Here is a 26473-nt window from a genome sequence, read left to right as displayed (position 1 = left end):
CCTCAATTTTCTCATGTGGGACAGATAGTACGATTACCTTTAATAAGTTAGAAAACCCTTGTCGCTGCGTCAACAAAAAGGTAATAAATTTTTGTTAGATATATAGCCTAAACAGGAGTTGTTAATGATCACCAAGCGTCCGCTAACCTACTGGGTGAAGAACAGCAATATGAAATTGCAGCTCATATTGCTTGTTGTAATCTTCTTCACAGTAGCAGTCAGACTTGTTCCCTTGGAAATGCAGAAGAAAATCATCAACCAGGCCATCAGTATGCGCAAGGTTGACCTACTCTTCATGTACTGTGGTTTCTACATCGCATCTGTTGTATCAGCCAGCCTGCTAAAATACCTTATTACTGTCCTGCAAACGTATATCGGTCAGGAAGCACTGGCAAAAATGCGTAAGGAATTATATGCGCATATATTAACTTTACCTTTAGGCTATTTCCGAAAAGCCAACCCGGGTATGGTGGTCTCTTCACTTGTAACAGAGTTGGCTCCGGCGGGCGAATATGTGGGGCAATCAGTAGCTGTTCCGGTTACAAACCTGCTCACACTTATCGCATTTGCAGGATACATGTTCTACCTGAACCCGATCATGGCCGGTATTTCTATCGCGCTTTATCCTTTTGTGATCTATCTGGTCCCCAAGCTCCAGAAAAAATCAAACAATGCCAACAAGAAAAGGGTTGATACAACAAGATATCTCTCCAGTCATATCAACGAGACCATTTCCGGCATCCATGAAATCCACGGTAACGGTTCCTACCGTATTGAAAACCGTAAATACGGAGCTTTTGTTGACCGCCTGTTCAAGATCAGGATCACATGGATTCTTTACAAACAGGGAATCAAAGTCCTGAACAACTTTTTCCAGAACCTTGGTCCCTTCCTGCTCTTTATTGTCGGTGGTTATCTTGCCATTCAGGGTCGTTTCGACCTTGGTGCTCTGGTTGCATTCCTTTCCGCTTATGAAAAAATTTATGATCCGTGGAAAGAACTCATGGACTTCTATCAGGTCCATAATGATGCCGGAGTCCGCTACAGCCGGGTTATGGAATACTTCGACACCAAGCCTGAATTTGAGCTTGAGCCTGAAGGACGAGAGCCGGTAAAGCTTAAAGGAAACATCGAAGTTCAAAACCTTGGTTTCACTGTTTCCGGCAATATACGGCTGCTTAAACAAATTAATATGCAGCTCAAACCCGGAGAGCAAATGGCTCTTGTCGGCTTCTCGGGCAGTGGTAAAAGTACACTGGCCCAATGTGTGTCACAGCTATATAAATATACGGGAGGGTCGGTAAAAATCGACGGCTACGAAGTGGGCGACCTAACCAAGGCCGACATGGTACATAACATGGGCATCGTGGCCCAGGCACCTTTCATTTTCTCAGGAACGATCAAAGACAACCTGCTATACTCCTGTGCAGCTATCCTTGAAGGTGACCCTGAAGCTGATGAAAAAATGCCCAGCCGGGACAACATGATTGAGTCAATTCAGCAGGCTGGTATTTTTGTCGATGTTCTTCGTTTCGGCCTTAACACGCTGCTTGACCCGGATAAAGAGACGGAACTATCGGAACGACTGGTCAGAGTGCGTCAAAACTTCCACTCCGATTTCGGCGACAGGCTTGCTGAACATGTGGAATTTTATCAGGACGGGGCATATCTCGACTTCTCATCCGTAGCCGGCAACATAACCTTTGGCCATGCCAATGATAACACTTTCTCAGGCCGTGCACTGGTCAGCAACGATTACTTCCAGAACTTCCTCAAGGAAGCACAATTGGAAACACCGTTGCTTAGCCTCGGACGCGAATTAGCCAAACAGACTGTCGATATTCTGGGCAATCTCCCGCCGGATGAGGTTTTCTTTGAGCAAAGTCCTATTCCTTCGGAGGAATTCGAAGATTACAAACAGCTTACTGCGCGTATTGACGATACCCCCCTGCTGGAACTTGAAGACAGAGACCGGGAAATGTTGTTGCGCCTTGCTCTTGGCTTTGTTCCCGGAGTACATAAAATTGTCGCCCTTCCTGCCGTGTTGAAAGGTTTGATCCTCGACGGCCGGAAGATGTTTAATTCCAGAATCTCAGCAGACATGCCGGAAGCCTTCAGCTTCTATACAAATGGCTGAATTCATTCCTTCGCAAACAATTCTGGACAATATCCTTTTCGGTAAACCCAAAACCGATCATCCGAAGGTACAGGATGCAATCAACCAATCTATGATCCAGCTGCTTATCGAGGAAGACCTCCTTGAAACAGTTGTTGAATTGGGCATGGAATTTCAGGTTGGCACCAAGGGTGATAAGCTTTCCGGTGGACAGCGCCAGAAACTGGCTATCGCTCGAACCTTCCTCAAAAATCCGCCCATCATGATTATGGATGAGGCGACTTCCGCATTGGACAACAGATCTCAGAACCGTATTCAGGGTCTGCTTGAAACCAAGTGGAAAGGCAAAGCAACACTTATCTCGGTTATCCACAGACTGGATACCATTAAAAATTATGATAAAGTGGCAGTCATGAAGGCTGGTAAATTAATGGAAGTAGGTCCCTATGATGAACTCATGGCGAGAAAGGGACTTCTTTATGAACTCGTACATGGAGCACATTAGTCATGGCAGCAGAAACAAGCGAATATCAAGAGCATTTGGAAATAATGAGGGAGATTCCTTACTTCTCCGGTCTTGACCTTGAAGCACAAAAGCTGATCGCCTACCTTTGCGTACGCGAAAAATTCTCAGCAGGTGACGAAGTGTTTGCCAGCGGAGACCTTGACCAGTCCGCGTATTACCTGATCAGCGGCTCCATGGAAGCTTATCTGGATACAGGCGCTACCAAAATCCAATCTTTCAAGGAAGGAGATTTTGTCGGTGCGCTGTCACTTATTGGCGACTCCAAACGGCTATTTACTCTTAAAGCCACTTCGGACTGCGTATGCATTCGCCTGACCAGTGAAAAATTCAAAAAAGCTCAAGAACAGTATCCTGTTATCAGCAACAAGTTCTTGAAAGCCACAGTTGACATGATCAGCAACTGGGAAGAAAGATTTATATCGAACTACAACGCAGGATGTTCCGGTTGTACGACTGGAATAGGATTGACTCTCATATAAGCCACGAGGCTACAGGAATTATCAAATGAAGAAAGTTATCTTATTGACCCTATTAATTTCCTTACTTGGGACATCTAGTGCTTTTGCCGCACAAAACGCACCGGAGTCAGTAGCCGGTATAACTATCGGTAACAACCTTTCAACAATCCGCTCACTCTTGGAGAGTAACTCTGCAACTTCACCGTGGCAGGAAGAGTATATTAAGCGAATCGGCTTGAAAGACATGGAAGGTTATAAGGGTGGGTATGTTGTTGTTGGTAACTGCAAGCGCAAAGATATCATCCTGCGCATGAAGCTCAAATACCAAGACGGCAGCATGGAATTTTTCAACAAGCTCTATGGCAAAATTGAAAAACGATTTGGAAAGCCCAATGACTGGCGCGGTAACCCTTTCGGCACCCTCAAGGTCTGGAAATGGTCTCTGGGTGATGCAGACGGCAACGTAAGCCTCATCCTGCAACACTTCAGCGGCGATGACGATTCCATAACCAAGGGGAACTCTATCAGACTTTCCCGTCCTTCATGGATTGAACAGGAAATGGAATGCTGGGACATCAAGCATCCTCCGTCACAAGAAAAGCCTATTCCTGCTAAGATGAAAGGAATGAAGTGGTTTCTGCCCTACTAGCTTAAAACCGACTAATTCTCATATAGAAAGCCTCCTTGCTCTAGCGGGGAGGTTTTTTTGATAAATACGGACACCTTGTTCTTCGGGATATATTTCAAACTAAATCAGCATTAATGACTTAAGTCCGTCACTTCTTATCTTTAGAGACTGCGCTTATCCATCCCCTAACCTGCAACTTATATCATTGATTAACTAAACTCGTAGTTGCGCTGCCATATGTACGAGCCAACTTAATTTACGATCTATACACAGTACCGACAGATAGCTCCTCTCAAACTTTCATCATCCCCAATCTAATCCCACAATTAATACACACAAACAAAGTAAGACATCACACTGTTCCTTCAAACAAGAAAAGGCCCCACTCTCACGAGCAGGGCCTTTTGACTTTACTTGTGTAATCAGCCGGAGACTACTTCTTGTTCAGCTTGAGTTCCTGAGGGAACATAGGCAGGTAGCGGTAGCAGAGGCTGAGTACGAGAGCACCGTATGCGCAGATCATCAGGGTGGTAGCCCATTCTGCCCAGTTCGGTACATATACTTCCCAGTTATCGAAAGGCATAACCGGAATAGCGATGGTCTGGACAGTGAATACGTAACGGTTAATGGTTACGCCGATGCAATCCAGAATTGCTGCAGAGTACAGCAGTGTGGGGTTGTTTCTGATGGAAGGAGTGATCAGCATGATTGCGGGAACGATGCCGCAAAGCACGAGTTCAGTCCAGAGCAGCCACTGACCGTATACATTACCGTAGAACATCTGTTCGAAGGTCAGGCCAACGGAGGGCAGGTAGCCTACAGCCCAAGCCCAGGTGTCAATGATCTTGAAGAACATGTACACGCAGAGCATGGTACCGGCGATTTTACCCATCAGAGCTTTAACTTTGTACTCCACCAGTTTCTTACCGGTCATTTTCTCGATGAGGGTACAAACCAGAACTGTGAAAACAGGACCGGAACCCACTGCGGAGAGAACGAAGAGGAAGAAAGTCCAGGGCCAGATGAAGAAACCTTCACGGAAGGCGTAAGGACGACCGAACATAACGCCGTACATACCGCCGAGAGAACCCTGGTGGAAGGTGGACAGGAATGTTCCGATACCTGCGAACAGAGCCATATTCACGTGAAGGTGATGGGCAAAGTGGTGCAGGAAAGGAATCTTATTCAGCTGCTTCTGCTCGAGAATCAGCGGAATGAATTCAATGATCAGAACGGTGCAGTAACAGGTAATACAGAAGATAACTTCTGTGAGCATGGAGTGCACGTTGGGGTGCCAGTAACCGAACCATGCGCGGATGGGCTGCCCGATATCCATGGTCAGAATGAGCATGGCGCCGGAGTAGCACAAGAACCCTAAAACTACTGCAAGGTTGATGATATTTTTAAGTTGATCGATCTTGAGGATGTACTTGAGAAAACCGGTGAAAAATGCACCGGCACCAAGTGCGATAACCGCAAGGTCAAAAGTAATCCAGAGGCCGAACCCGAAGTAGTTGTCAAGGCCGGTTACGCCGATACCGTAATAGAAAATCTTTACGGCAGCGTAGACGCCCCAGAGCAAGATGGCAGTAGGAAAAACCATCCAAAGCAGGAACTTGGGCAGTCCGCAGCGTTTTGTGCCTTCGGGGAAGAGATTGCTATCCATGGTAAACCTCCCTCCTAATGCTTGCCTTCAGCAGCATGCTCAGCATGGCTGCCTTGAGCTACGTTATCACTCTGCTCACGAACCCAGTCACGACGGCTGATGTAGTAAACCTGAGGATCCATGCCGATAGACTCCAGAATGCGGAAAGCATTGGGGCTCTTAATCAGCTCATGAACTTTGTGCTCAGGGTTCTTAGCATCACCGAAAGAGATTGCGCCGGTGGGGCATGCTTCCAGACAGGCAGGCTGGTACCAGCCGTCAGGCAGCTTGTTCGGATCCAGACCTTCAGCACGGGCACGCTGACGCGCATCCAGCAGTCTGGAGTGGCAGAAGTTACATTTCTCAACGACACCGCGAGGACGGGCAGAAGTAGAAGGAGACAAAGCCTTGTCCATTCCACCGGGCCATACCGGGTCAAGCCAGCCAAAGTAGCGAGCGTGGTAAGGGCATGCAGCCATACAGTACCTGCAACCGATGCAACGGGGATAAATCTGGCTGACGATTCCGCCTTCTTCGTCCTTAGTAGTAGCAACTACGGGACAGACGGGAACACAGGCAGGGTGTCCGCACTGCATGCAGGGTCTGGGCAGGTAGGCAACTTCCCTGTTGGGGAATTCCTTACCGTTGTTGAGTTCGTAAACAAGCATCCAGGTGAGGGTCTTAAGCTTATTGGACCCTTCTTCCATGGGAGCTATGTTATTTTCAGCCTGGCAGGATACCATACAAGCACCGCAACCGGTACACTTGTCGACATCAACTACCATGGTCCATTTAGTATCAAATTCCAATTGTTGCATAACGTGAATCCCCTGACTTTAATTTAGGCGATGCTCACGAAAGAACTGGTCCACACGGATAAACCGGTGCCGGACTCAGTACCAACGGTGAGAAGTTTGGAGATGTTTTCGCCTTTACCGCTGGAGTAAGCATCCCATGCGGTGTGACCGAATCCAAGAGGTGCGGCGATGACATCGTTCATAACGCCTTCATTAATGTGGATTCTTACAGCGCACTCTCCGCCTGCTCCTGCAAGCTTGACCTTGGAACCTTCAGACACGCCAAGTTTCTTGGCAGTCTTAGAGTTAACCTGAACCATGAGGTCTTTACCCAGAAGCTCAAACTTGCTGATAGCAACCACGTTCAGCGGCGGAATAGCCACAGTGGGAGTACCGAAGATAAGCTTGGAGTAAGGAGCAAGAGCGATTTCGCCGCCCTTGGGCATGGTTACAGCCTTGGAAAGAACAGATGCTGCAAACTTAATAGAACCGGATTCAGTGGAATCGGCAACATAAGCAGATCCTTCTACAAGGGAATCCCAGTCAGCGCCTGCTTTTTCGGCTTTAGCCTGATAAACGGCTTCTGAGGATTCGTAACCAAGGTCGATACCCAGACCGGAAGCCACGCCGAGAATTACGTCAACAGTGGGCTTGCTGTTGTAGAGAGGCTCTGCAACAGGAGCACTGGCTGCGAGCATTGCTGCACCGACACCGTAAGGAGTCTGCGCATCTTCAAAACGCTCATAGCTGGTGGGGTTGGGCATAATCAGGTCAGCTTTGGAAGCTGTTTCATCCATATAAGTGCTGAAGCTTACGAGAAAGCCTGCTTTTTCGAATGCCGGTGCCAGAGCTGTGTTCTGGGGCAGTGCGTAAACAGGGTTGGCTTCGTAAGCCATCATTACTGCAGGAGCTGCAACTTTGCCTGCGGCGATACCGGCAAGGTAGCCGATAAAGTCTTTAGCAGCCAGTTCGGAACGGCCGGCAGCAGCTTCAACAGCTGTGGGCAGTTCGGGCAGAATCTTCATACCACCGTCTTTGTTGACGCGACCGAGCAGCATGTTAACTGCGGCAGCGGCAATCACGTCAGCTGCACCGGCACCCTGAGCGAACTCGGAGCCAGCAACAACAACGGGAGCGGAAGATTTCATGATGCGTTTGGCAATTGCTGCCATTTCAACTCCGGATACGCCGGTGGCTTTCTCCACTTTATCGGGAGAGAATCTGGACATTACCAGAGTCTTAAAGTCGGCGAAATCAGAAGCAGAAGCGGAAGCTCCAGCCTTAAGCATATGGTAAGCAAGACCGAGGCAGAAGATAGCGCCGGTACCGGGTGCTACCGGAACCCACTTATCTGCAGCGGCTGCTGTGTTGTTCTGGAAAGGACCGGCGTAGACATAAGTAGTCTTGATTTCTCCACCGGTGGGACGGCTTTCAGAGTAAACACACTGGTTTCTCACAACCGAACCCCATGAATCCATGGCATCCGCGCCTACGAAAAGCACGAAGTCGGAATTTTCCAGATCGTAACCGATCTGTCCTTTTCCGCCCATGCTAGCCAGAGCAACGGCTGCGCCCTGCTCTTCAGAGGGCATCAGGTAGCAGTCAGCGCCCATTTCAGAAGCGAAACCGGACAGAACCTCAGTTGCAGTACCGGTGTTATCGCCGGAAACAACAGTGAGTTTGCCTTTCTGTCCTTTAACTGCTGCGAGTTTCTCAGAGAGGAGCTTTTCAGCATCTTCCCAAGAGATGGACTCGTATTTGCCTTCCGCGGTCTTTTTCATAGGACCGTTAATGCGGGAAGGGCTGTACATGAGCTGCGGGCCGCTGGCGCTGACTGAATCAACACCGCCTTTGCTCATTGCGTTTTCTGCATTTCCTCTGGTGAGGTAAGGGCTTCCGCCCACGGATTTTACAATCTCAGCACAGGGGCTGGCACCAAACTTGGCAACAGAAGCCTGCTCGGTGATTGCACCGTATTTCAGTCTGGGAATCCAGGGCCAGTTCTGAGACCAGATAGAAGCGTCATCCAGAGTTTTCCAAATTACAGGGGTGAAGAGTGAACCAACAACACCACCTGTTACCAATTGAATAAAAGTTCTGCGATCAATACCCATTGCAGTCCCTCACTTACTTATGGCAGACGTAACATGCGTTGCTGGTACCAACTTCCGCATGACAGCGTTCACACTGCCACATCTTCATGGTCTGCTTGCTGTAACCGCTGATTCTGTTTTCGTAATACGTCGGCAGCGTGTCGCTGTTGCCTACGTCGGGATGGCAATCCGTACACTCGAAGCCTTGGTGTGCCATGTGCGAAAAGTAAACGTTATCGGGCTGATACTGATAAACCAGCCAGGGTACTTCCACACCCTTCTGCAGATACTCGGTCACGTAGATTTCCTCAGCTTCAGTTTCTCCGAGGACATCTTCGTGACACTCAGCACACTGCTCGTTGGAAGGCAGACCGGCAAAGGAACCGTCTTCCAAAAACATGTGACATGACTCACAGTCCATACCTTCACCTTCAACATGAACCTTGTGGCTGAAATCGATAGGCTGAGTCTTCTGGCTATAAATAACCTGCGGGAAAACCCACCAACCAACGATCAGGCTCGCAAGGACACCGATGAAGAAAGGAAGAACTCCTCCACACTGCTTCGATGTTCTTTTTTCCTCCATAACCTCGCCCCACTACTCCTTAAGTTTTGTGAAACATAAACAACCAATTAACGCCATTTCTTCTAAAATAGAGAATCTTTCTATGTCAAGAGAATATGAAACTTTTCACAAACTCTCCAAAAGAAGAAAGACCCCTATTTCCTGACAAAGATATGCGGAAAAGCGTCTGTAAAACACTTCCCGCAGACCAGTTTAAAACTCAAACGGAGAGTCAAACTGTGCCAGAAGAGGAAGCTCCAGGTCTTTGTCGGAAAGTACCGGATTCTTTGTCTTCCAGTCGATATCAAGTTCCGGATCATCCCACCTGATCCCGGCCTCGCTGCCGGGGGCGTACCCAGAATCGACTTTGTACATGAACTCGTTTTCCTCGGTCAGAGTTTCATATCCATGCGCAAATCCCTTGGGGATAAACAACCTCAGAAAGTTCTCCGCTGATAGTTCAATTTTGAACGATCTCCGATAGGTTGGTGATCCCTTACGCAAATCCACAACGACATCGTTAACAGCCCCCCTTGTTACCCAGACAAGTTTTGCCTGAGCATGCGGAGGCATTTGCAGATGCAGACCGCGAATGACGCCGAGACCTGATGAATACGCATGGTTGTCTTGAACAAAATCAGTGGGCAACCCATTTTCCGCAAAGACATTTTTATTGAAACTTTCCAGAAAAAAGCCCCGCCTATCCCTAAAAACCTTAGGTTCAATGACCACAAGTCCGGGAAATTCCGTTTCAATCAACTTCACGCATATCCTCCAAGCATGAATGATAAAGTTCTTACCCTTAAAACCATTCCCTCAAAATTAATCGAGAATTACCTGAGAACACGAAATGACACAACCTCATTTTTCACTTGAATGTCATATTTTTTATTATTTTCAAGTAGGTTCATGATATTCACTTTTCCTCTGCGGTCTGCTAGGTTCCTTTTATCTCTTTCATTGATATGGCTTCATGCGGAATTCGCGCATTTTTTCACAAACAAATTATTAACGGATTTCAGTATGCAAACAGCAGGCTTAGCACTTAATGCGCTGGATATCATTTTAATTGTAATTGCCGGGGCCCTCATCTTTAGAGGCTTATTACGTGGAATAGTCAGAGAGGCTATTTCCGTTTTTTCTTTAATTTTCGGCTTTTATCTTGCCGCAAAATACCACCACGAACTTGCCCCGTATTTTCAGACTTATTTTGACGGTCCAGGAACAGTTAAGGCGTTCAGCTACCTTTCAATTATCGTAGCTACGCTTTTTGTAGCCTTTCTTGTCGGGGTCACCATTAAAAAAATATTGACTGTGTCCATGCTCAGCTGGGCTGATCAGGTCCTTGGCGGAATCTTGGGATTCGTAGAAGCAATCATTGTCGGCGGCATCATAATTGTCGTGCTGAACAGCTTTACACCCAATTCAGAGTTTCTGACTAAGTCCAAACTGGCCCCCAAGGTAATGTCCACGGCAAGCTTCTTCATTAGCTTCGCCCCGGACAACGTACTTGATTCATTGGATATAAAGTCAATGTTTCCCGACCACTCAGAACTCACTAACCCTATAAGCGATACTATTTAAATGAGCGCAAAATCCATCGAAAAACTTAAAAATGTAATTTCCAGCCTGACCGCACCGGACGGCTGCCCTTGGGACAAAGAACAAACACCCCAAACCCTTTGTGATTCTTTAATTGAAGAGGCTTTCGAACTGGTAGAAGCCATTCGTGCCGATGATAAACAGGAAGTAATGGAAGAGCTGGGTGACGTAATGTTCCTGCTGCTGTTCATTGCTCAGCGTTACGAAGAGGACAACGCTTTTACCTTTGCTGATGCAGTTGATTCCGGCGCAGCAAAAATGATTCGCCGCCACCCGCATGTATTTGCAGACTGCAAGGTTGAAGATCAGGAAGAGTTGCTCCGTAACTGGGAAAAAATAAAACGCAGCGAGAAAAAAGGCGACAAAAAGATTTTCGATTCCCTGCCGAAGGGACTGCCGCCCATGCTCAAGGCATACCGTATCAATTCAAAGGCAGCCCGAAGCGGTTTTACCTATGAATCTGACGAGCAATGCCTGGGCCAGCTCGATAGTGAATGGAAAGAATGGAATAATGCTTTGGACTCCGGCAATAAGGAAGCCATAGCTGAAGAATTCGGTGATTACCTGTTCACCCTTATCGAACTGGGCCGCAGGAAAGGCATTAAAGCAAATACCGCTTTGGATATCACCAACAACAAATTCCTTGAGCGTTTTGCCAAAATGGAAGACCTCGCCAAAGAACAAGGCAAAGATATCTCTGAAATGAGCCTCATCGAACAGAATGAGCTTTGGGAACAGGTCAAAAAATAAACCAACCTGACTATACTGTTAAAAGATCCCCGCTTTCATTGATGTAAGCGGGGATCTTTTTTTACTTCTTTAATTAATCATTATAAGCGCTTAATAAAGAACTCTAATTTTTTCTTATTTTTCCCCTAAAGAATTTCAGGTTCCATCCGATTTGACAGATAGGCGCGTATATTGCCCTTTTTCGGGAGGGGTTTTATGGACGTAACAGGAATCAGCTCACCAATGGATACCGCACCTGCGGTAAGTGACAAGCAACTCTTCGGGGCTCAAGTTGTAACCAAGACGCTTGATTACATGAACTCCGATCAGTTCAGTTCTTCAACCAGTAGCGATTATGATTTCCAAAAAAGCGTTCTCAGTGCCGCGTATTCCGGCGTTGGGACAATAGCTAACACTATAGCCTAAAAGGGCAGTCCGTGCGCCTGAAACGTAAAACCCGGCCATAACAGCCGGGTTTTATTATGTGTATTAATTTATTTTCCCGAAAAACTTATTCTAGAGTAAAGCCAAACTCTCCCTGCCCTTCTTTATTAGAACTCTTGGGACTTTTGTCCTTTCCTTTAACCTTACCAAACACGCTCATGGCAGTCCCAACCATAGAAGCCACATCTCCGGCTTCAGCAGGGAGGATCAAGGTTGTAGACTCACGTGCCAACCCTTCAAAAGCTTCCACATAACGTTCCGCTATACGAAGAGATGCAGCATCGGCACCACCAGAGGTATTCAAAGTTTCCCCGACAGTACGCAAAGCCTTTGCTGTAGCATCAGCAACGGTAGTAATTGCTTCAGCCTTACCTCGGGCCTCGTTCATAAGCCTTTCGCGTTCCCCCTCACTCTTAAGGACTTCATCAAGCTTGGCAGCCTCTGCTCTGTTAATAGTAGCCTGCTTTTCACCTTCACTGCGGGCAATGTCCGCACGCTTCTGACGTTCGGCGATCATCTGAGTTTCCATAGCCGCTTTCACGCTGTCCGGCGGGGTAATATCTTTAATCTCGTACCGCAAAACCTTGATACCCCAAGAAGCAGCGGCAGCATCAATAGCTTCCACCACCTGGGCGTTTATGGAGTCCCGTTCTTCGAAAGTCTTATCGAGAGCAAGCTTACCGACACAGGAACGAAGTGCTGTCTGGGCAAGCTGTGAAGCAGCATATCGATAGTTGTCGATACCATACGCTGCGGCTTTGGAATCCTGAACTTCTATAAAGATAAGACCATCAACTACAACGCTGACATTGTCGCTGGTAATGCAGGTCTGCGGTAAGGTGTCCAGAGCTTCCTCCTTAAGTGAAAACTCATATGCAACGCGATCTATAAAAGGGAAGAGAAAGTGAAACCCAGCACCAAGAGTCACCCGGTACTTGCCGAGCCTTTCCACTATTGCTTCTGTTTTCTGAGGAACAATCCGGATAGACTTAATAATTATTACAACCAAAACGACAGCAATTAATATCACTGCAATCAATGCGGGAGCCATAATGCAACCTCAACTGTCAAAGTTTTTCCACAAAAAAAGAAGTTTTACTCTTGTCAGCCCATGAAACAATACGAACCTTGTCGCCAACAACGAAATTATGATCTAACCGGGTAACAGCCTTCCAGAATGAGCCCCGATACTTGATCTGACCAAAACCGTCAGAACCGAAATCCTTGCTCACTTCAGCTAATGCTCCTTCAGGAGAATTGTCATATCCATCATCGACAACATCAGACACCTGCCCCTGAAACCAGCCCATAAATGTCCTGCGGAGGATCAGCAGAGCCCCTACTGAGGAGAGACAGAAAACAACAACCTGCAAAATCAAAGCATCGCTGTAAATAAGTGCGGCTAGAGCGGAAAGCAGACAACCAAGGCTAAAAAAAATCAAGATCATTCCCGGAACCACAAGCTCCAACAAAGCCAGAACAAGTCCGGCAACCAGCCAAATCAACCAGAGTGGAAGACCGTCCACACACATCTCCTTTGATTCGAATATTCATCTAAATCAACAAACACAAGATCATATAAAACCATTATCACAATAAAACCAGTTCGTTCAATATAAATTCATTAATCCTACTATCTACAATCTCCTGCAAAGTTTTTTAATAAATCTTAATAGATCTTTATTTTGGAACAGACATTGCTTATCACTGCCCATTGCAAACACTAATTTGACACGGAGACAGCTATGCAGGTTATCATTCTAGCAGCAGGAAGAGGACAAAGGCTCAGTCCCATTACGGATGATGTTCCCAAGCCACTGGTTGAAGTCAATGGATGCCCGCTGATCATTAATGCTTTGGATATACTCTCAAAACATCCGGTTGAGCGGTTTATTATTGTGGAAGGATACAAGTCTGAGCAACTGCATGAAAGGCTTGGTGACAGCTACAACTGTATCGAAATTGTCTACGTACGAAACGAAGACTGGGACAAAACCAACAATATCCACTCCCTATGGCTGACCCGCGAATTGTGGGACAGGAACACCATTCTTCTGGAATGCGATATTTTCTTTGAGCCGGGACTGATTGAAGAACTGCTGGAAGAGCCTTTCGCCAATGCTGTCATGGTCGATCATTTCCAGCCTCATATGGATGGAACCGTGGTTGAGCTTTCTGCTGACCGCAAGAATATTACCCGGTTGATCCCCGGTAAAGATCAGGATGAGAATTTCACCTTTACCGACAAATACAAGACGGTAAATATTTACACCTTTACTAAAGATTTCCTGCAAAATATTTTCCTGCCCACCATTGATCTCTATGTAAAAATGAACGGCCAGAACGAGTATTATGAACTGGTTCTGGGCGTGATCATTTTCATGGGCAGCAAAGAACTCAAAGCCAAGATATGCAATTCCCACCGCTGGTTCGAAATTGATGATTTCACAGACCTGCAACGAGCCGAGGCCTACGTAACCGATGATCGATCCCTGCTGGAAAAGGTACGCAAAAAATACGGTGGATACTGGCGTTACGACTTTACGGACTTCGAATATCTCTACAATCCGTACTTTCCCAACCAGAACCTTTACAATGAACTGCGCCTGAACCTGACCGACCTGCTCGGAAACTACCCTTCAGGTCAGCAGGAAATCAACCTCAGCCTTGCAAACTGGGCTAAAATTGATGAATCCATGCTCGCAGTGGCCAACGGCGGTTCAGAACTGATTGAACTCCTGCGTCAAAAAATTAACAAGGTTACCCTACTCCAGCCTTCATTTGATGAATATGCACGAAATCTTAAACCTGAACAGATTCATGCCATTCCTCCCTGTCCGCAGAGCCTGACTCAGACTCCGGCAACAATTGTCAAAGAAGCAAAATCGAGCGGCTCCAATGCGCTGGTTATCGTCAACCCCGGCAACCCTACCGGAACAAGGTTCAAACCGGCAGAACTTCGTTACATGTTCGAAGAACTGCGCCATCTGGACATGATAATTCTTGATGAATCATTCGCCGATTTCATCGGGACCGGACGAGACACGACTCTCCTCGATGAGCTGGATAAATACCCGAATGTGATCATCCTGCGAAGTTTGAGTAAAGACCTCGGAGTTCCGGGAATCAGGCTTGGTTACATTGCAAGCGCCGACCGCGAACTCATTAAAGAAGTACGCACAGCCCTGCCGATCTGGCACATCAATTCAGTTGCCCAATATTTTTTGGATATTCTCCCAAAATACCGCAACGATTACGCTTTAGCCCGCGCTAAAGTAATCGAGGCCCGTGATGAGATGGGAGAAATGTTAAACGCAATTCCTACCCTGAAGGTTATCCCTTCATTCGCAAACTATTTCTGCTGCGAACTCCCTGAGGGAGTTTCTTCCAACTACATTCAGGAACAATTGTTCATGAATCACAAAATGCTGGTTAAAGACCTCGGCAAAAAGCAAGGACTTCCCGAAGGACGCTACCTGCGGCTTGCGGTTAAAACTCCCGAGGAAAACCGCATGCTGGTTGATGCCCTGACTACAACACTCGCTGATAATATGATCACATCCCAAACAGCATAAGGCGGAGATTACAATGAACATTTCTACTGATAACAAATGGCACGAGGTATGGACCCGCAAAGGGACTGAAAGTGGAGATTCACTTGAAGACCTTATGAAAGCAGACGGTTTTGATACCGGAACCGGAGCAATATCGGTTGATGACTGGATGAAAACTTCAGCAGACATCAAAACCAGACTGGAAACCGATAAGGCTTCAAAAATTCTTGAAGTGGGCTGCGGAGCCGGAGCAATGCTTTATACCTTTCGCAATTCCGGCCCGGAACTTTATGGTGCTGATTACTCTGAAACACTGATCCAGAAAGCCACATCCGCAATCCCCGAATTAAACGGTAAAGCTTGCGAAGCTTCTGCCCTCGGTTTTGCAGACAACATGTTTGAAGCTGTTTTTTCCCACGGGGTATTCTTTTACTTCCGTGACCTTAACTATGCAGAGGAAGCCATGAACGAAATCATGCGTGTCCTAACCCATGACGGGAAAATATTTATTCTCGATGTGCCCGATCTTGAGAAAAGAGATCTTTGCGAAGACTTCAGGCGCAATGTTGTCTATGCCGGGGAAGAATACCCGACAGCGGAAGACAGCCCTTACCGCCATCTTTACTATCCCAAATCGTGGTTCCATGAATATGGAGAAAAGCACGGCATGAAGGTCCAGACATTTGATCAGGATCTTGAAAGCTATCCTATGTCCCCCTACCGTTTTAATGCTTTGCTGACTTTCTAGTTCCTGAACGAGGCCACTTCAAATGAAAAACATCATCTGGATCGTAATCGACACCCTGAGATCGGACATGCTGGCATCGTGTCTTTCCGAAACAGCTGTCTACAATGAAATTGACGAAGTAATTGAACAGGGGATCCTGTTCACTGATGTCATGACCAGCGGTGGTTCTACCAGAATATCCGCACCGTCGTATTTCTCATCCCTGCGTCCCGGACTGACAGGGATGATTCATCACGGAGTGCAGACCATCCGCAATTTCAAAGACGATGTCCTGACCGTCACTGAGCATTTCAAGTATTACGGTTACCAGACCTTCCGTTGGGATGACAGCAGCTTAGACTCCTGCCAGCCTAAACGGGGATTTGATGTATTTGAATCCGGCTACCCCACACTCGAACATACTCCGCATCGGAATTACGACAATGATAGACGTGATGCATTCATCGCCAGAGTCCGGCAAAGCAAAAAACCTTTCTTCGTCAATTTCCACCTTGATTACATTCATGACTTTGGCGGCAATCAGAAAACAAGCTGGACCACAAATGAATACCTCAAAGTTGTAGCCCGGCAAGCAAAGGATTTCAAAGCCCTATGGGATAAGCTAGCGCCCGGACCGGATGATATCGTTGTCGTAACTTCGGATCATGGCTGTGTGTTGGACGAAAACTACATTGAATATGACAAAAGCATGCCTTGGGGGTTTGCCAACAACAAAACCCGTGTATTTGCCTCTTTTATTGCCGAAGGACTTACCCCTACTAAAAAGCATGAACTGATCCGCTCCATAGATATCGCGCCTACTCTGCTCGATCTTGCGCTGGGTAAAGAGATGAATGCACAGGGTGTAAGTCTGAAATCGGCGCTTCAAGGCGGCCCTGTTCCAGAACTGATCGGCATATCCGAACGCAACGTCAGCTTTGATGTAACGGGTATCACCGACTATGCCTGCGTTAGAAAGCAAAACTGGGCTTTCTATTTCCATAAAGGCGCACCCATGGCCCTGTATGACAACTCAGAAGGGACCAATGTGACCGACCACATGGGAGAAGGACTGCCTGTCGAAGAGGAGCTGCTCACCTTCTATAAGGAACTGGTTCTTGAAGGGCCGCAGACCGCCACCGAACTCTATGAGCAAACAGGTATCTCCCTTTCCGATATCAGAACGGAAATCGAAGCCAGCATACTGCTCCCGGTATTCAGTTGGAGTGAAGAGACAAGACTGTGCATCGACGCTTTGCTCGACCAAATTCTTAATACGGAACTTATTCTGCTGGATGCTGACAGCAGTGGCGAAGTGGAAAAGGAAGTAAAAACAAAATACAGCAACCGCCTGTATATACGACACGTGGAAGCAAAAGATCTTCCGCTGCCCATGATGCTGAATAAAGGTCTGGAGTTGGCTAAAGCACCTTTTACGGTAACAGCTACTCCGGATTGCCAATACACGGAAAATTTCTGCTATAGTCTGCGCGAAATGTTTTTGGCTAAGACTGATACGGTACTCAGCTACCCGAACATAAAAAGGCTCATCAGTGATAACCGGGAAATGGAATATATCGGCAATGATGATTGCTTTGATGAACTCATGTTTTCACGGCTCGGTTCAATTTTCGAGCACAAAACCGCCACAGCAGCCTATTCTCTTCCGCATTTCAACGAAGTAGGCGCTTGCGCAATGTTTGAAACAGAAACCATGCGTAATGCAGGATGCTTCTCCACAAGCACAACAGATTTTCTGGCAAAGACATGGCATAAGCTCAACAGACTAGGCAGAGTCAGGCATGTAAATAAAGGATTGGTTATATCTAAAGATAGGACCATCCTAAGACCTGTCATGCCATGCCCTGAAAATGAACATGACACTAAAATCAGCATCTTAGTCCCGCTTAATGGGATAGCAGATCACAAACTGCTACCCATGTTTCTGACCATGTTATCCAAACAAACTGAGAAATCAGTTGAAATTATCCTGCTTAACCAGACAGCTGATACGGCCATCATTACAGCACTTGCAAAGAATTTCCCTGAGCTAAAAATCAGGAAGATCAATCGTACAGGCGAATTTCATGATCTGCTCAATAGCGGACTTTACGCGGCAAAAGGAGAGTATCTCTTCTGGTCTGATGTTTCTGACAAACTTCTGCCTACTTGCCTGACCGTCCTGGTGAATCAAATAGACGGCAAAAGTAATGTTACAGCCGTCAAATGCGGACATTTTCTGCAAAACACAAGCAATTCAGCTAATGATGTCCAACCTGTGGGACAAGTAAGGGAAATGCTGTGTGAAGTTTGCGACCTTCGGGGGCTGCTCTACAAACGCAGGCTGCACAACGATGTTGGGATTTTCAGGACTCCCAATGACAATGAACAGGGTTGGGACATGAGTGTCCGTCTTGCGCTTGTTAAACCGTTTGAACTCATCGAGGAACCGCTGATTATTGCAAGCAGGACTTTTCAATTCAATATGCAGCCTTCCATTGAATCATATCATCGGATACTGCGCAGCTCCATCAGCTCTATGGGTAACACAATTGATCTGGTAAGATTGTATGAAGATGACTTCTATCGCCATCGTGCAGATCAGGCCCGTTATATTCTGGAAGACGAAATGATGCTGACTCTGGAATTGATCAACAAAAGTGGTATCAGCTCCGGTGCATTACTCCGTGTACCTAAAGCACATGTAACAAAGTAATTCTACTAAACAACTGTACCTTTATACAGAGAAGTGAAAATCCCGGACCTGCCTTATGCTGATCCGGGATTTTTTGCGCGCGCGACCCTCTGCATAAGCCAATCATATTCATCACGATTCCTGTTCTATTGAATTACTATCGCATTTAAATTATACTAAATATAAGATTAGAAAATATTTCCACCAACAGGAGCTTACGAATATGTACGCGATTTTGACAACACCACGATTCCACTCGTTCATTCCTCCGGCCATAATCGTAGCAGTTATATTTAACATGCTTTCAAACGATCCCGGGTCAAAGGACATCTCCTTGCTTCTGGTGATTTATCTGGTTGGTGCCGGTGGCGGAGTAGTAAGTACATATTTGCGCTTGAAAAGTATGCCGGATGAATCGTTTACCTACAATAAGGACTCAAAAGATCGGCTCATGGCTATACTACAGGTATACATGTCCCCAGTAATTGCAGGGGTTTTCGCATGGTTGTTGTACGGTCTGTTTGCGACAGGAATACTAAAAGGCACAATGTTCCCCAATTTCATAGGGGCTGAAAAAGTCTACTACAACGTAGTTCAATTATTTCAGGACCTAAAACCGGAACATCTGGAAGACACTGCGCTAGCCATACTATGGGCTTTTATTGCCGGCTTCTCGGAAAAGATGCTCCCGAATATTTTGGACAAGCTTGCATCCCAAGTCGAAGAGAGTGATGCGGGTGATCCGGAATGGAATCGATAGTTAAGCTCAAGCCAAGATTTGAATGCGTGCTACAAAACAAAAGGCCCTGACTATTCAGTCAGGGCCTTATACTTATCGGGCTAACTATCAGGGGTTGGCGTTAATCACCCTTTTTTAATACTGCAAGGATTCTACCCTTCCCATCAAACAGCGTCAGCTTCAATTCAGCAATTTTATAACTACGGACCTGCGAGAGAATTGCATTAAATTTGTCCGGCACAGTCATATCAAAGCACATTTTTTTTGTTCCGGCCACGGGACTGAAAACCAATTCGGAATTGGTTAAAGTTATAATGCCGCCATTTATATAATTGCAGCCATCTGTGCCCATAACTTTCATTTTAGCAATATTGATTTCCAACCTGGGAGCACTAATTTTGTCTGTCACAACAATACCGTCCACCTGTTCGGCAATCCAGATATCATTGAGCAGCGTTTTAGCCGGAGTACCGCTTTTCGCAAACTCAAGCAGCTCTTTACCCTCATTATCTGTCAGAACTAAGCTGTCACCATTAATCCTATATTCCGCCACAGCGTTAAATGCCTGATTAAAGGAGTCAACAATGCTCATGTTGGCACATAACTTCATAGTTGAGGCAACAGGGCCCCATTCAATTTTCTGCTTCGCAACTTTAGTGATACGGCCGTTAAAATTATTACAACCGTCGCTACCGCTAATCTGCATTTCGCTTATATCAATGTTCAAATGCGGGATAACACCGGCTCCACGTATGCGAGGTATTTTTATTACTGAGCCGTTTATCTTAACTGCTTCCCAATTGCCGCTTAACTTTAACCTAGCATCCTCTTTCTTTTCCAAAACTTTGAGCAAGGTATACTTTATTGAAGAGGCATCAGCAGGCACATCCTGCATCTTTTCCTCTTTTACTTTAAGCTTGTAAATAAATCCCGGCTGATATTCAAAACCTTCAATTTGTGAATAAAAGTTCTGCCATTGGCTCTGATCAGGGTTTTCTCCCTTTTGAACGAGCATACATTTCATAGGCCCTACACCTACACAATCCTGCTTGTAACTATTCACCCAGTATATCTCGGAATTTTTAACCGGGCTGCAAGCAGCTGCAAATAATAAGATTCCAAGAATCAAAATTTTCTTCATTTTGCTTCTCCTAATTTACATATTCTCATAAATTAATGGTAAAAAAACAGATTCTAAATAGAAGCGTTCACGGCCTGAAAAGGCTAACTCATTTTACTTATATCAGTCAGTACAACATTCTCTTTTCACGTCTAATAGTACCCGACAATAGTCCGGCGACTGACTCAATTCAACTACATTTTTAATAACCCAAACAACTAAGTATATTATTAAGCAAAAGATATCTTCAGATAATTGTTATACACGAACATGCCGTTTTGATGGTCAACACTTTCCCAAAAAAAAAGGCCAAGCATTGCTTGGCCTTTATTATATTCTGGCGGAGAGGGAGGGATTCGAACCCCCGGAGGGCGTAAACCCTCAATAGTTTTCAAGACTACCGCGTTCAACCGGACTCTGCCACCTCTCCAAAAGGTGAGACAAGAACTTTCCCGAACTTGCCTCAGATGTCAACCTTTTTTTAAAAATAACATGTAAAATTTGTATGGTAAATGCGACAGCTACTTACATAATTCATTTGCTGCGATGCAAATTAGTTTATGTCGACTCCTCCAGCTGCGCACATCCACTAATCTTAGAGGTAAATACCCTTCTTCTTAAGCTCTTCACTGTAGGCCTTGAGTTCTGCTTTAGAACGCAGGCCGAGCTTCTTCATAAAGTTGGAGCGATGCTTTTCCACGGTTTTAACACTGATGACCAGCAGATCGGCAATTTCCCGGTTTTTATAACCAGCTAGAACCTGTTTGAGTACCTCACGCTCACGTTCGGTAAGAGACTCAAGACTATCACAACTATTGCTGCGATCCCTCTGTAAAAATCCTTTAGCCACTTCAGCTGAAATATCCGGAGCAAGATAGACTTTGCCCTGCATGACAGTTTCAATGGCCATGACCAGTTCCTTACTGGAAGAAGTCTTAAGAACGTAACCGCTGGCTCCTGCATCAAGAGCAGAATAGATATGATCAGGCTCAACATGGGCAGTAAGGGCCAGAAACTTAGTCTTGCCTTCACCGGAAAGCTCCTGAATGGCCTGCACACCGCTCTTAATAGGCATCGAGAGATCCATAAGAGCCACGTCAGGATTCAAACGCCTGCAAAGACGCACTGCTTCTTCACCGTTCTCAGCCATACCAAGAACGCTGATCCCAGATTGAGACTTAAGTATCGTCTTCAGCCCTTCCCTGACCAGAGCATGATCATCGGCAATAACAACTGTAACCAAATTTAACATCAACCACCCAATAAGGAATAGATAATATAAAGCTCCAGCTATAAAACTGAGATTCATTCTTAACAAGAAAAGCAGGTAAATAGCAACCTTGCACTCATGAATAAATTGGCAGGCAGCCTTCAAGATTTGCAAACCCATTCAAAGCAAAAAGGCAGCTGGATACCTCCAACTGCCTTTTGACTTTCATGTGGCGGAGAGGGAGGGATTTGAACCCTCGATAGAGTTTTAAGCCCTATACTCGCTTAGCAGGCGAGCGCCTTCAGCCGTGCTCGGCCACCTCTCCGTATATGTGGTGAAGAAGCGTGATCCGCTTCACTCACTCAGGAAGCGTTGTAATACATCCGCGCCCCCTGACTGTCAACAACATTTTTAAACTTTTTTGAATTATTTATGAACTATATCTTCTTTTGCTCTAAAAGTTGAACGGAAGACAATATTCAAAGGAGCATGCTTCACATTCAGGATCTTCCTGAGTCTATTCTCAAGGAAACGATGGTAAGAAGACTTGATCAATTTTTCATCATTGATGAAGAAAATAAAGGTCGGCGGCTCATCGTCGGCCTGAGTCATATATTTAAACTTAGCTCTTCTACGTTTAACAACCGGAGGCTGATGCTTCTCGATGATTTCCTTCATGATCCTGTTCAGCTGGCCGGTAGAAATGCGCAGGGAGCACTCTGCCTTGAGTTTACTTGCAAGAGGCAGAATTCCACCGAGACCGGATTTGGAAATACAGGAAGTGTAAACAACCGGAACATGGTGCGCCATACGCAGAGCACGTTCAAACCCTTCACGCAGCAAATTGCGCTCGGATTTGGAAACAAGGTCAATCTTGTTTACTGCGATGATAAAAGGTACCGCTTCACGCAGCAGGTATTCCAGCAGACGCTTGTCCTGTTTGGTGATCCCGGCCAGAGCATCCACAACCATGACAGTAATATCTGCCTTGGTACTGCTCCTCAGAGCACGCACAACGCTGAACCGCTCAATGGTATCGGTAATATTGGTCCGGCGGCGAACCCCGGCGGTGTCAACAAAAGTATAAATCTTTCCACCGCTCTCAAAGGTAACGTCAACGCTGTCGCGGGTTGTTCCGGCGACATCACTGACGATAACCCGCTCTTCCCCGGTCAAGGCATTGACCATAGAGGACTTACCTGCGTTAGGACGACCGAGCATGGCGATCTTGAGACCCTTTGCTTCTTCGTCTTCTTCCTCGTACTCGATTCCGGTGGCAAGGGCCATGTCAGCAACCTTTTCACGCAGTTCAAGCAGGTTAAAGCCGTGTTCAGCGGAAACTGCCATCATTTCAAAGCCGAGGGCATGAAAATCAGCTGTGGCGGTTGCTTCCAGCTCTGAACCGTCAACCTTGTTGACCAGCAACAGGATCGGCTTGTTGCTCTGACGGATGTATGCGGCAACCTGCTCATCAAGCTGGGTTATTCCGGTACGTCCGTCCACAACAAGAATAAGGGCCTGGGCCTCTTCGATAGCTTCACGAGCCTGTTCGAAGATATCACCCTGAAATTCTTCTGAATTGTTATCGCTTTCCATGACCAGACCGCCGGTGTCGATCAAGGCGTAATGGACGCCGTTGTAATTACCTTCGGCATAAATGCGGTCACGGGTAATACCGGGCATATCATGTGTGATTGCCCTTTTCTTCCTCAACAGTCGGTTGAATAAGGTGGACTTTCCTACGTTGGGACGTCCGATAAGTGCGATGGTTGGCAGCATGGCTGGCCTCCGAAAAAAAAATGAATGCGCTCCGCAGAAATTACAGCTTCCGTGCAAAGCAATATATATCAAAAAAAGCGGGAAGACATCCGCTTCCCGCTATTAAAATCTCCTTAAAGGAGTCCTATTGCACAATGAGTGTGGGGCTGTAAAGAATTTATTGAGGATCATTCACAGTCTGCCCCTCATAAATTTGCTTCAGCTCAAGTTCGTATTCGATTCTGCCCATGGTAAAGCTAAGAAGGGGAAGACCGCTTATATAAAGCCCCGAACAAACAGCAAACCACACTTGCTCTCCAGACATATCAAATAAATATTTAAGACCGAAAAGAGTAAATCCAAACAGGAACAATACAACAAAATTAATAGGCAACCTTACGAATGACATTTTGACTGATTTGATTTCTTCGTATTCGACTCTAGCAGGAACGTAAAACAACAAAGAACAAGCCGAGAATATTATTGATTCCACAAAAGTTCTCATCCCATCTATGCATAATAATTCTTTTGGTGAGTACGGAGCCACAGTTCCTGCCATCACATCTGTCCAAGCGCGGTATGCACCGAATGCACTTGCCAGAAAACTGCCCAACCAAGAAGAAACAGATGACAAAAGAAAAAACACAAGACAAACCATTATGGTTTTATTGATAAAAGAACCTATCTTGCCGATTCGCATGTCATCAATATTTTCTGCAAATGACAACACGAAAGCCGTCACAAGTGAATGAATAATTCCATAGCTGTACCATTCATCGGGAAGAAGGAAACAGCTTATGCTGTAAACTAGAAAAGGCGTAAAAATTACTAAGTTTTTTTTGACGTAGACAGATAGGAATTCGAGCAGCAATTTCATATTTACCTCAATTGAACCAGCCCAAATCAGGCGGTCACAATTTATATACACTTTTTCTATTTTAAGGCCTTATCAATACCCCACAAAATGATATCGTTCACCCCAGGTGTAGTCCGATGCACATCGGCCCAGTTTTCAAGCCTAGGCTTCAATGCCTTTTTAATACGATCAGCCCTATCCTTATGCGGGTATCCATCCTTATCCTTCGGTTTCTCTTCAGATTTATCCTTAGGCTTCTTACCTTTTGGAACAACCGCATGTTCGCGGACTTCACACTTGCAATTCGGATGAACCGGATCAGGCTCGTGCCTGAAAACAACTCCAGCCATGTTTTGACACTGCTCGCAGGCACCGCTATTGGGATGCATTGTCCAGTAATAATCTGCACCTTCCAAATTATCAATACCGCCATCAGAACTAAGTAAAGCTATATTAGAGTCTCGTTTATCCCTTAAATTTAGATTTTTTCTCCCTGCGCGACCACTCGTACTGACAGGTTCTTTTGTACGATTCTGTAGCTGTATAGCCCCGCCGCTTTCGGCTAAAACCCCCTTTCCATATTCTGTCTTCGCTAAGTCCTGTACAAGGCCCAGATCAGGATTCTCAAGCATAAAGCGGACATGAGCCACGCGCTTGATCTTTTCGTACTTCTTGGTTTCTTCCTTCCATTCAAGCTCGTTGCGCTCCCACTTAGCCTGAACTTCCGGGCTGTGCATGGTTGGATAAAGTATATCCCCACGTTCAAATTCGGAAAGGTCCCGTTCGGGTTTACAGAGTTTTTCACCAGTTTTAAAATTAACCACCTTCCACATATTCTCAATCTGCATTTCCGGCGGCTCATTCTCACCATACATCCGAAGTGAATGGTTCAATTCTTTCCAAGTTTTTTTGCGCAAGACATAGCTCTTTCCATAATCCATTTTTATTCCTGTGTTTTTGATTAATCAAAAATCCACAGAATCCTACGATTCATGCGAATTATCCCTTTTTCAAAAACAATAAATAAAAAATGGGGCGGACCTGAGTCAGCTGACTCAGGTCCGCCCCAATAAAACGTTTTGGGATTCTTAAACCCTTTTGGAAAAGGGTTTAAGCCGCCGGAGGCGAAATCCAATCATCCAAAAGCGCGCAGCGCATCAATTAATTATCCTCAAAAAGCTTCTTGATAGCCTCAGTGTAAGGAGGTCTCAGCACGCCCTTTTCAGTGATGATCCCGGCGATAAGTTCGTTAGGAGTCGGGTCAAAAGCAAAGTTGAATACTTCCACACCTTCGGGGGTGATGCGGTGATCGCCCACGTGGGTCACTTCGGTGGGTGTGCGGTCTTCGATGGGCACATCGTCACCGGTGGGAGTTTCGGGGTCGATAGTGTAGACCGGAGCGGCAACGTAGAAAGGAATGCCGAATTCACGTGCAAGCAGTGCTACCCCGTAGGTTCCGATCTTGTTCACAGCATCACCGTTAGCGGTAACACGGTCTGCACCGACAACTACTTTCTGGACCAGACCTTTTTTCATCAGCAGTGCACAAGCGTTATCGCAGGCAACCTTTACCGGGATGCCGTCACGATGCAGCTCGTATGCTGTCAGGCGTGCACCCTGCAAGAAAGGACGGGTTTCGTTGGCAATAACGGAAACCTTCTTGCCCTGATCAACTGCGCCACGCACAACACCGAGAGCAGTACCGTAACCGGCGGTAGCCAGGGCTCCGGCATTACAATGAGTCATGATGGTATCGCCGTCATCCATAAGCTCGCCGCCGAATTTACCGATGTCTTCACACATACGGATGTCATCGACATGGATTTCCTTGGCACGCTTGAGCCAGATAGCGCAGAGCTCATCAAGGGAAACGTCACCGGCTTCTGCCCAGATACGTTTCATTTCACGCACAGCCCAGCGCAGGTTGACTGCGGTAGGACGGGCGTTTTCGATCTTATCGAGATTCTTTTCCAGCTCGGCTTTCCAGTCTGCACTTCCGGCAACTTCACGACCTGCAAGGTAACAACCGTAGGCTGCGGTCACGCCGATAGCGGGAGCACCGCGCACAACCATGACAACAAGTGCTTCAACGATATCGTCAGTAGTCTTGCAGTCAAACCAATCCTCGCGGGTGGGCAGGTAACGCTGGTCCAGCAGTACGAGGGCGTCTTTCTCAGGGGAAAACTGAATATGCTCGGTCATTTGTAAAGT

General features: G+C 46.3%; 24 protein-coding genes and 2 tRNA genes. 11 read left to right on the top strand and 15 right to left on the bottom strand.

Annotated elements, in window-relative coordinates; translation table 11 throughout:
* The first annotated feature begins 124 nt into the window (after nucleotides 1-124).
* Genes DESAL_RS05280 through DESAL_RS05270 form a run of 4 tightly spaced genes read left to right on the top strand, consistent with a single transcriptional unit; the run spans nucleotide 125 to nucleotide 3749 of the window.
* Entirely contained in the window at nucleotides 125-2137 is a 2013-nt protein-coding gene (locus DESAL_RS05280; protein ID WP_245543789.1) for an ABC transporter ATP-binding protein, read from the top strand.
* Entirely contained in the window at nucleotides 2130-2621 is a 492-nt protein-coding gene (locus DESAL_RS20470) for an ATP-binding cassette domain-containing protein (RefSeq protein WP_245543788.1), read from the top strand. Before DESAL_RS05280 ends, DESAL_RS20470 begins: the two co-directional genes overlap by 8 nt.
* A gap of 2 nt (nucleotides 2622-2623) precedes the next feature.
* A complete protein-coding gene (locus DESAL_RS05275; protein WP_015850931.1) occupies nucleotides 2624-3121 on the top strand; it encodes a Crp/Fnr family transcriptional regulator in 498 nt (165 codons plus the stop codon).
* A 25-nt stretch (nucleotides 3122-3146) separates the two neighbouring features.
* Nucleotides 3147-3749, top strand: a complete 603-nt coding sequence (locus DESAL_RS05270; protein WP_015850930.1) for a hypothetical protein — start codon at nucleotides 3147-3149, stop codon at nucleotides 3747-3749.
* 412 nt (nucleotides 3750-4161) lie between these two features.
* On the opposite strand, the gene qrcD is transcribed toward DESAL_RS05270, so the two are convergent.
* The 5 genes from qrcD to rfbC all read right to left on the bottom strand — a co-directional run bounded on the left by qrcD (nucleotide 4162) and on the right by rfbC (nucleotide 9593).
* Nucleotides 4162-5394: a menaquinone reductase integral membrane subunit QrcD gene (gene qrcD, locus DESAL_RS05265; RefSeq protein ID WP_015850929.1), complete on the bottom strand. Its 1233-nt coding sequence runs from the start codon at nucleotides 5392-5394 to the stop codon at nucleotides 4162-4164.
* 14 nt (nucleotides 5395-5408) lie between these two features.
* Complete coding sequence (gene qrcC, locus DESAL_RS05260; protein ID WP_015850928.1) at nucleotides 5409-6191, bottom strand: menaquinone reductase iron-sulfur cluster-binding subunit QrcC; 783 nt, start codon at nucleotides 6189-6191, stop codon at nucleotides 5409-5411.
* Between the two features lie 23 nt (nucleotides 6192-6214).
* Nucleotides 6215-8284 carry a menaquinone reductase molybdopterin-binding-like subunit QrcB gene (qrcB, locus tag DESAL_RS05255; RefSeq protein ID WP_015850927.1) on the bottom strand — a complete coding sequence of 690 codons (2070 nt, stop codon included), beginning with the start codon at nucleotides 8282-8284 and terminating at the stop codon, nucleotides 6215-6217.
* A 13-nt stretch (nucleotides 8285-8297) separates the two neighbouring features.
* Nucleotides 8298-8849, bottom strand: coding sequence for a menaquinone reductase multiheme cytochrome c subunit QrcA (qrcA, locus tag DESAL_RS05250; protein ID WP_015850926.1), 552 nt, complete (start codon nucleotides 8847-8849; stop codon nucleotides 8298-8300).
* 192 nt (nucleotides 8850-9041) lie between these two features.
* A complete protein-coding gene (gene rfbC / locus DESAL_RS05245) occupies nucleotides 9042-9593 on the bottom strand; it encodes a dTDP-4-dehydrorhamnose 3,5-epimerase (RefSeq protein ID WP_015850925.1) in 552 nt (183 codons plus the stop codon).
* Nucleotides 9594-9851: 258 nt separating this feature from the next.
* Between rfbC and DESAL_RS05240 the strand changes: the two genes are divergently transcribed.
* The 3 genes from DESAL_RS05240 to DESAL_RS05230 all read left to right on the top strand — a co-directional run bounded on the left by DESAL_RS05240 (nucleotide 9852) and on the right by DESAL_RS05230 (nucleotide 11585).
* A complete protein-coding gene (locus DESAL_RS05240; RefSeq protein ID WP_015850924.1) occupies nucleotides 9852-10412 on the top strand; it encodes a CvpA family protein in 561 nt (186 codons plus the stop codon).
* Entirely contained in the window at nucleotides 10413-11180 is a 768-nt protein-coding gene (gene mazG, locus DESAL_RS05235; protein WP_015850923.1) for a nucleoside triphosphate pyrophosphohydrolase, read from the top strand.
* 195 nt (nucleotides 11181-11375) lie between these two features.
* Nucleotides 11376-11585, top strand: a complete 210-nt coding sequence (locus tag DESAL_RS05230) for a hypothetical protein (RefSeq protein WP_015850922.1) — start codon at nucleotides 11376-11378, stop codon at nucleotides 11583-11585.
* A gap of 85 nt (nucleotides 11586-11670) precedes the next feature.
* Here the strand turns inward: DESAL_RS05230 and DESAL_RS05225 are convergent, their stop codons facing one another.
* Nucleotides 11671-12654: an SPFH domain-containing protein gene (locus tag DESAL_RS05225; RefSeq protein WP_015850921.1), complete on the bottom strand. Its 984-nt coding sequence runs from the start codon at nucleotides 12652-12654 to the stop codon at nucleotides 11671-11673.
* A 16-nt stretch (nucleotides 12655-12670) separates the two neighbouring features.
* A complete protein-coding gene (locus DESAL_RS19660; protein WP_015850920.1) occupies nucleotides 12671-13129 on the bottom strand; it encodes an NfeD family protein in 459 nt (152 codons plus the stop codon).
* Nucleotides 13130-13348: 219 nt separating this feature from the next.
* On the opposite strand from DESAL_RS19660, the gene DESAL_RS05215 reads away from it, so the two are divergent.
* The 4 genes from DESAL_RS05215 (at nucleotide 13349) to DESAL_RS05200 (ending at nucleotide 19339) form a co-directional block, all read left to right on the top strand.
* Entirely contained in the window at nucleotides 13349-15178 is a 1830-nt protein-coding gene (locus tag DESAL_RS05215; protein WP_015850919.1) for an aminotransferase class I/II-fold pyridoxal phosphate-dependent enzyme, read from the top strand.
* A gap of 13 nt (nucleotides 15179-15191) precedes the next feature.
* Nucleotides 15192-15905, top strand: coding sequence for a class I SAM-dependent methyltransferase (locus DESAL_RS05210; protein WP_015850918.1), 714 nt, complete (start codon nucleotides 15192-15194; stop codon nucleotides 15903-15905).
* Between the two features lie 22 nt (nucleotides 15906-15927).
* Nucleotides 15928-18600, top strand: a complete 2673-nt coding sequence (locus tag DESAL_RS05205; RefSeq protein ID WP_015850917.1) for a sulfatase-like hydrolase/transferase — start codon at nucleotides 15928-15930, stop codon at nucleotides 18598-18600.
* Between the two features lie 202 nt (nucleotides 18601-18802).
* Complete coding sequence (locus tag DESAL_RS05200) at nucleotides 18803-19339, top strand: hypothetical protein (protein WP_015850916.1); 537 nt, start codon at nucleotides 18803-18805, stop codon at nucleotides 19337-19339.
* Between the two features lie 100 nt (nucleotides 19340-19439).
* Here the strand turns inward: DESAL_RS05200 and DESAL_RS20000 are convergent, their stop codons facing one another.
* The 8 genes from DESAL_RS20000 to mtnA all read right to left on the bottom strand — a co-directional run bounded on the left by DESAL_RS20000 (nucleotide 19440) and on the right by mtnA (nucleotide 26464).
* The gene (locus tag DESAL_RS20000; protein WP_015850915.1) at nucleotides 19440-20459 is read right to left on the bottom strand and encodes an META domain-containing protein; all 1020 of its coding nucleotides are present in this window, start codon (nucleotides 20457-20459) and stop codon (nucleotides 19440-19442) included.
* 317 nt (nucleotides 20460-20776) lie between these two features.
* Nucleotides 20777-20868, bottom strand: a tRNA-Ser gene (locus tag DESAL_RS05190).
* 165 nt (nucleotides 20869-21033) lie between these two features.
* On the bottom strand, nucleotides 21034-21690 hold the full coding sequence (locus DESAL_RS05185; RefSeq protein WP_015850914.1) for a response regulator: 657 nt from the start codon (nucleotides 21688-21690) through the stop codon (nucleotides 21034-21036).
* A gap of 188 nt (nucleotides 21691-21878) precedes the next feature.
* Nucleotides 21879-21973 (bottom strand) — tRNA-Ser (locus DESAL_RS05180).
* Between the two features lie 101 nt (nucleotides 21974-22074).
* Nucleotides 22075-23427: a ribosome biogenesis GTPase Der gene (gene der, locus DESAL_RS05175; protein WP_015850913.1), complete on the bottom strand. Its 1353-nt coding sequence runs from the start codon at nucleotides 23425-23427 to the stop codon at nucleotides 22075-22077.
* A 157-nt stretch (nucleotides 23428-23584) separates the two neighbouring features.
* A complete protein-coding gene (locus DESAL_RS05170; protein ID WP_015850912.1) occupies nucleotides 23585-24283 on the bottom strand; it encodes a hypothetical protein in 699 nt (232 codons plus the stop codon).
* 56 nt (nucleotides 24284-24339) lie between these two features.
* A complete protein-coding gene (locus tag DESAL_RS05165) occupies nucleotides 24340-25203 on the bottom strand; it encodes a hypothetical protein (RefSeq protein ID WP_015850911.1) in 864 nt (287 codons plus the stop codon).
* A gap of 220 nt (nucleotides 25204-25423) precedes the next feature.
* On the bottom strand, nucleotides 25424-26464 hold the full coding sequence (gene mtnA / locus DESAL_RS05160; RefSeq protein ID WP_015850910.1) for an S-methyl-5-thioribose-1-phosphate isomerase: 1041 nt from the start codon (nucleotides 26462-26464) through the stop codon (nucleotides 25424-25426).
* Between the last annotated feature and the right edge of the window lie 9 nt (nucleotides 26465-26473).

The organism is Maridesulfovibrio salexigens DSM 2638, from assembly GCF_000023445.1.
In the GTDB taxonomy this organism is placed as follows: domain Bacteria; phylum Desulfobacterota; class Desulfovibrionia; order Desulfovibrionales; family Desulfovibrionaceae; genus Maridesulfovibrio; species Maridesulfovibrio salexigens.
The sequence above is the reverse complement of the archived record's forward strand: the minus strand, read 5'-3'. Positions and strand labels throughout refer to the sequence as shown.

What these genes read in the sequence shown, in the direction of transcription:
- DESAL_RS05280 (WP_245543789.1), top strand. Translation starts at nt 125, where the DNA reads ATGATCACCAAGCGTCCGCTAACCTACTGGGTGAAGAACAGCAATATG.
- DESAL_RS20470 (WP_245543788.1), top strand. Translation starts at nt 2,130, where the DNA reads ATGGCTGAATTCATTCCTTCGCAAACAATTCTGGACAATATCCTTTTC.
- DESAL_RS05275 (WP_015850931.1), top strand. Translation starts at nt 2,624, where the DNA reads ATGGCAGCAGAAACAAGCGAATATCAAGAGCATTTGGAAATAATGAGG.
- DESAL_RS05270 (WP_015850930.1), top strand. Translation starts at nt 3,147, where the DNA reads ATGAAGAAAGTTATCTTATTGACCCTATTAATTTCCTTACTTGGGACA.
- qrcD (WP_015850929.1), bottom strand. Translation starts at nt 5,394, where the DNA reads ATGGATAGCAATCTCTTCCCCGAAGGCACAAAACGCTGCGGACTGCCC.
- qrcC (WP_015850928.1), bottom strand. Translation starts at nt 6,191, where the DNA reads ATGCAACAATTGGAATTTGATACTAAATGGACCATGGTAGTTGATGTC.
- qrcB (WP_015850927.1), bottom strand. Translation starts at nt 8,284, where the DNA reads ATGGGTATTGATCGCAGAACTTTTATTCAATTGGTAACAGGTGGTGTT.
- qrcA (WP_015850926.1), bottom strand. Translation starts at nt 8,849, where the DNA reads ATGGAGGAAAAAAGAACATCGAAGCAGTGTGGAGGAGTTCTTCCTTTC.
- DESAL_RS05240 (WP_015850924.1), top strand. Translation starts at nt 9,852, where the DNA reads ATGCAAACAGCAGGCTTAGCACTTAATGCGCTGGATATCATTTTAATT.
- mazG (WP_015850923.1), top strand. Translation starts at nt 10,413, where the DNA reads ATGAGCGCAAAATCCATCGAAAAACTTAAAAATGTAATTTCCAGCCTG.
- DESAL_RS05230 (WP_015850922.1), top strand. Translation starts at nt 11,376, where the DNA reads ATGGACGTAACAGGAATCAGCTCACCAATGGATACCGCACCTGCGGTA.
- DESAL_RS05225 (WP_015850921.1), bottom strand. Translation starts at nt 12,654, where the DNA reads ATGGCTCCCGCATTGATTGCAGTGATATTAATTGCTGTCGTTTTGGTT.
- DESAL_RS05215 (WP_015850919.1), top strand. Translation starts at nt 13,349, where the DNA reads ATGCAGGTTATCATTCTAGCAGCAGGAAGAGGACAAAGGCTCAGTCCC.
- DESAL_RS05210 (WP_015850918.1), top strand. Translation starts at nt 15,192, where the DNA reads ATGAACATTTCTACTGATAACAAATGGCACGAGGTATGGACCCGCAAA.
- DESAL_RS05205 (WP_015850917.1), top strand. Translation starts at nt 15,928, where the DNA reads ATGAAAAACATCATCTGGATCGTAATCGACACCCTGAGATCGGACATG.
- DESAL_RS05200 (WP_015850916.1), top strand. Translation starts at nt 18,803, where the DNA reads ATGTACGCGATTTTGACAACACCACGATTCCACTCGTTCATTCCTCCG.
- DESAL_RS20000 (WP_015850915.1), bottom strand. Translation starts at nt 20,459, where the DNA reads ATGAAGAAAATTTTGATTCTTGGAATCTTATTATTTGCAGCTGCTTGC.
- DESAL_RS05185 (WP_015850914.1), bottom strand. Translation starts at nt 21,690, where the DNA reads ATGTTAAATTTGGTTACAGTTGTTATTGCCGATGATCATGCTCTGGTC.
- der (WP_015850913.1), bottom strand. Translation starts at nt 23,427, where the DNA reads ATGCTGCCAACCATCGCACTTATCGGACGTCCCAACGTAGGAAAGTCC.
- DESAL_RS05170 (WP_015850912.1), bottom strand. Translation starts at nt 24,283, where the DNA reads ATGAAATTGCTGCTCGAATTCCTATCTGTCTACGTCAAAAAAAACTTA.
- DESAL_RS05165 (WP_015850911.1), bottom strand. Translation starts at nt 25,203, where the DNA reads ATGGATTATGGAAAGAGCTATGTCTTGCGCAAAAAAACTTGGAAAGAA.
- mtnA (WP_015850910.1), bottom strand. Translation starts at nt 26,464, where the DNA reads ATGACCGAGCATATTCAGTTTTCCCCTGAGAAAGACGCCCTCGTACTG.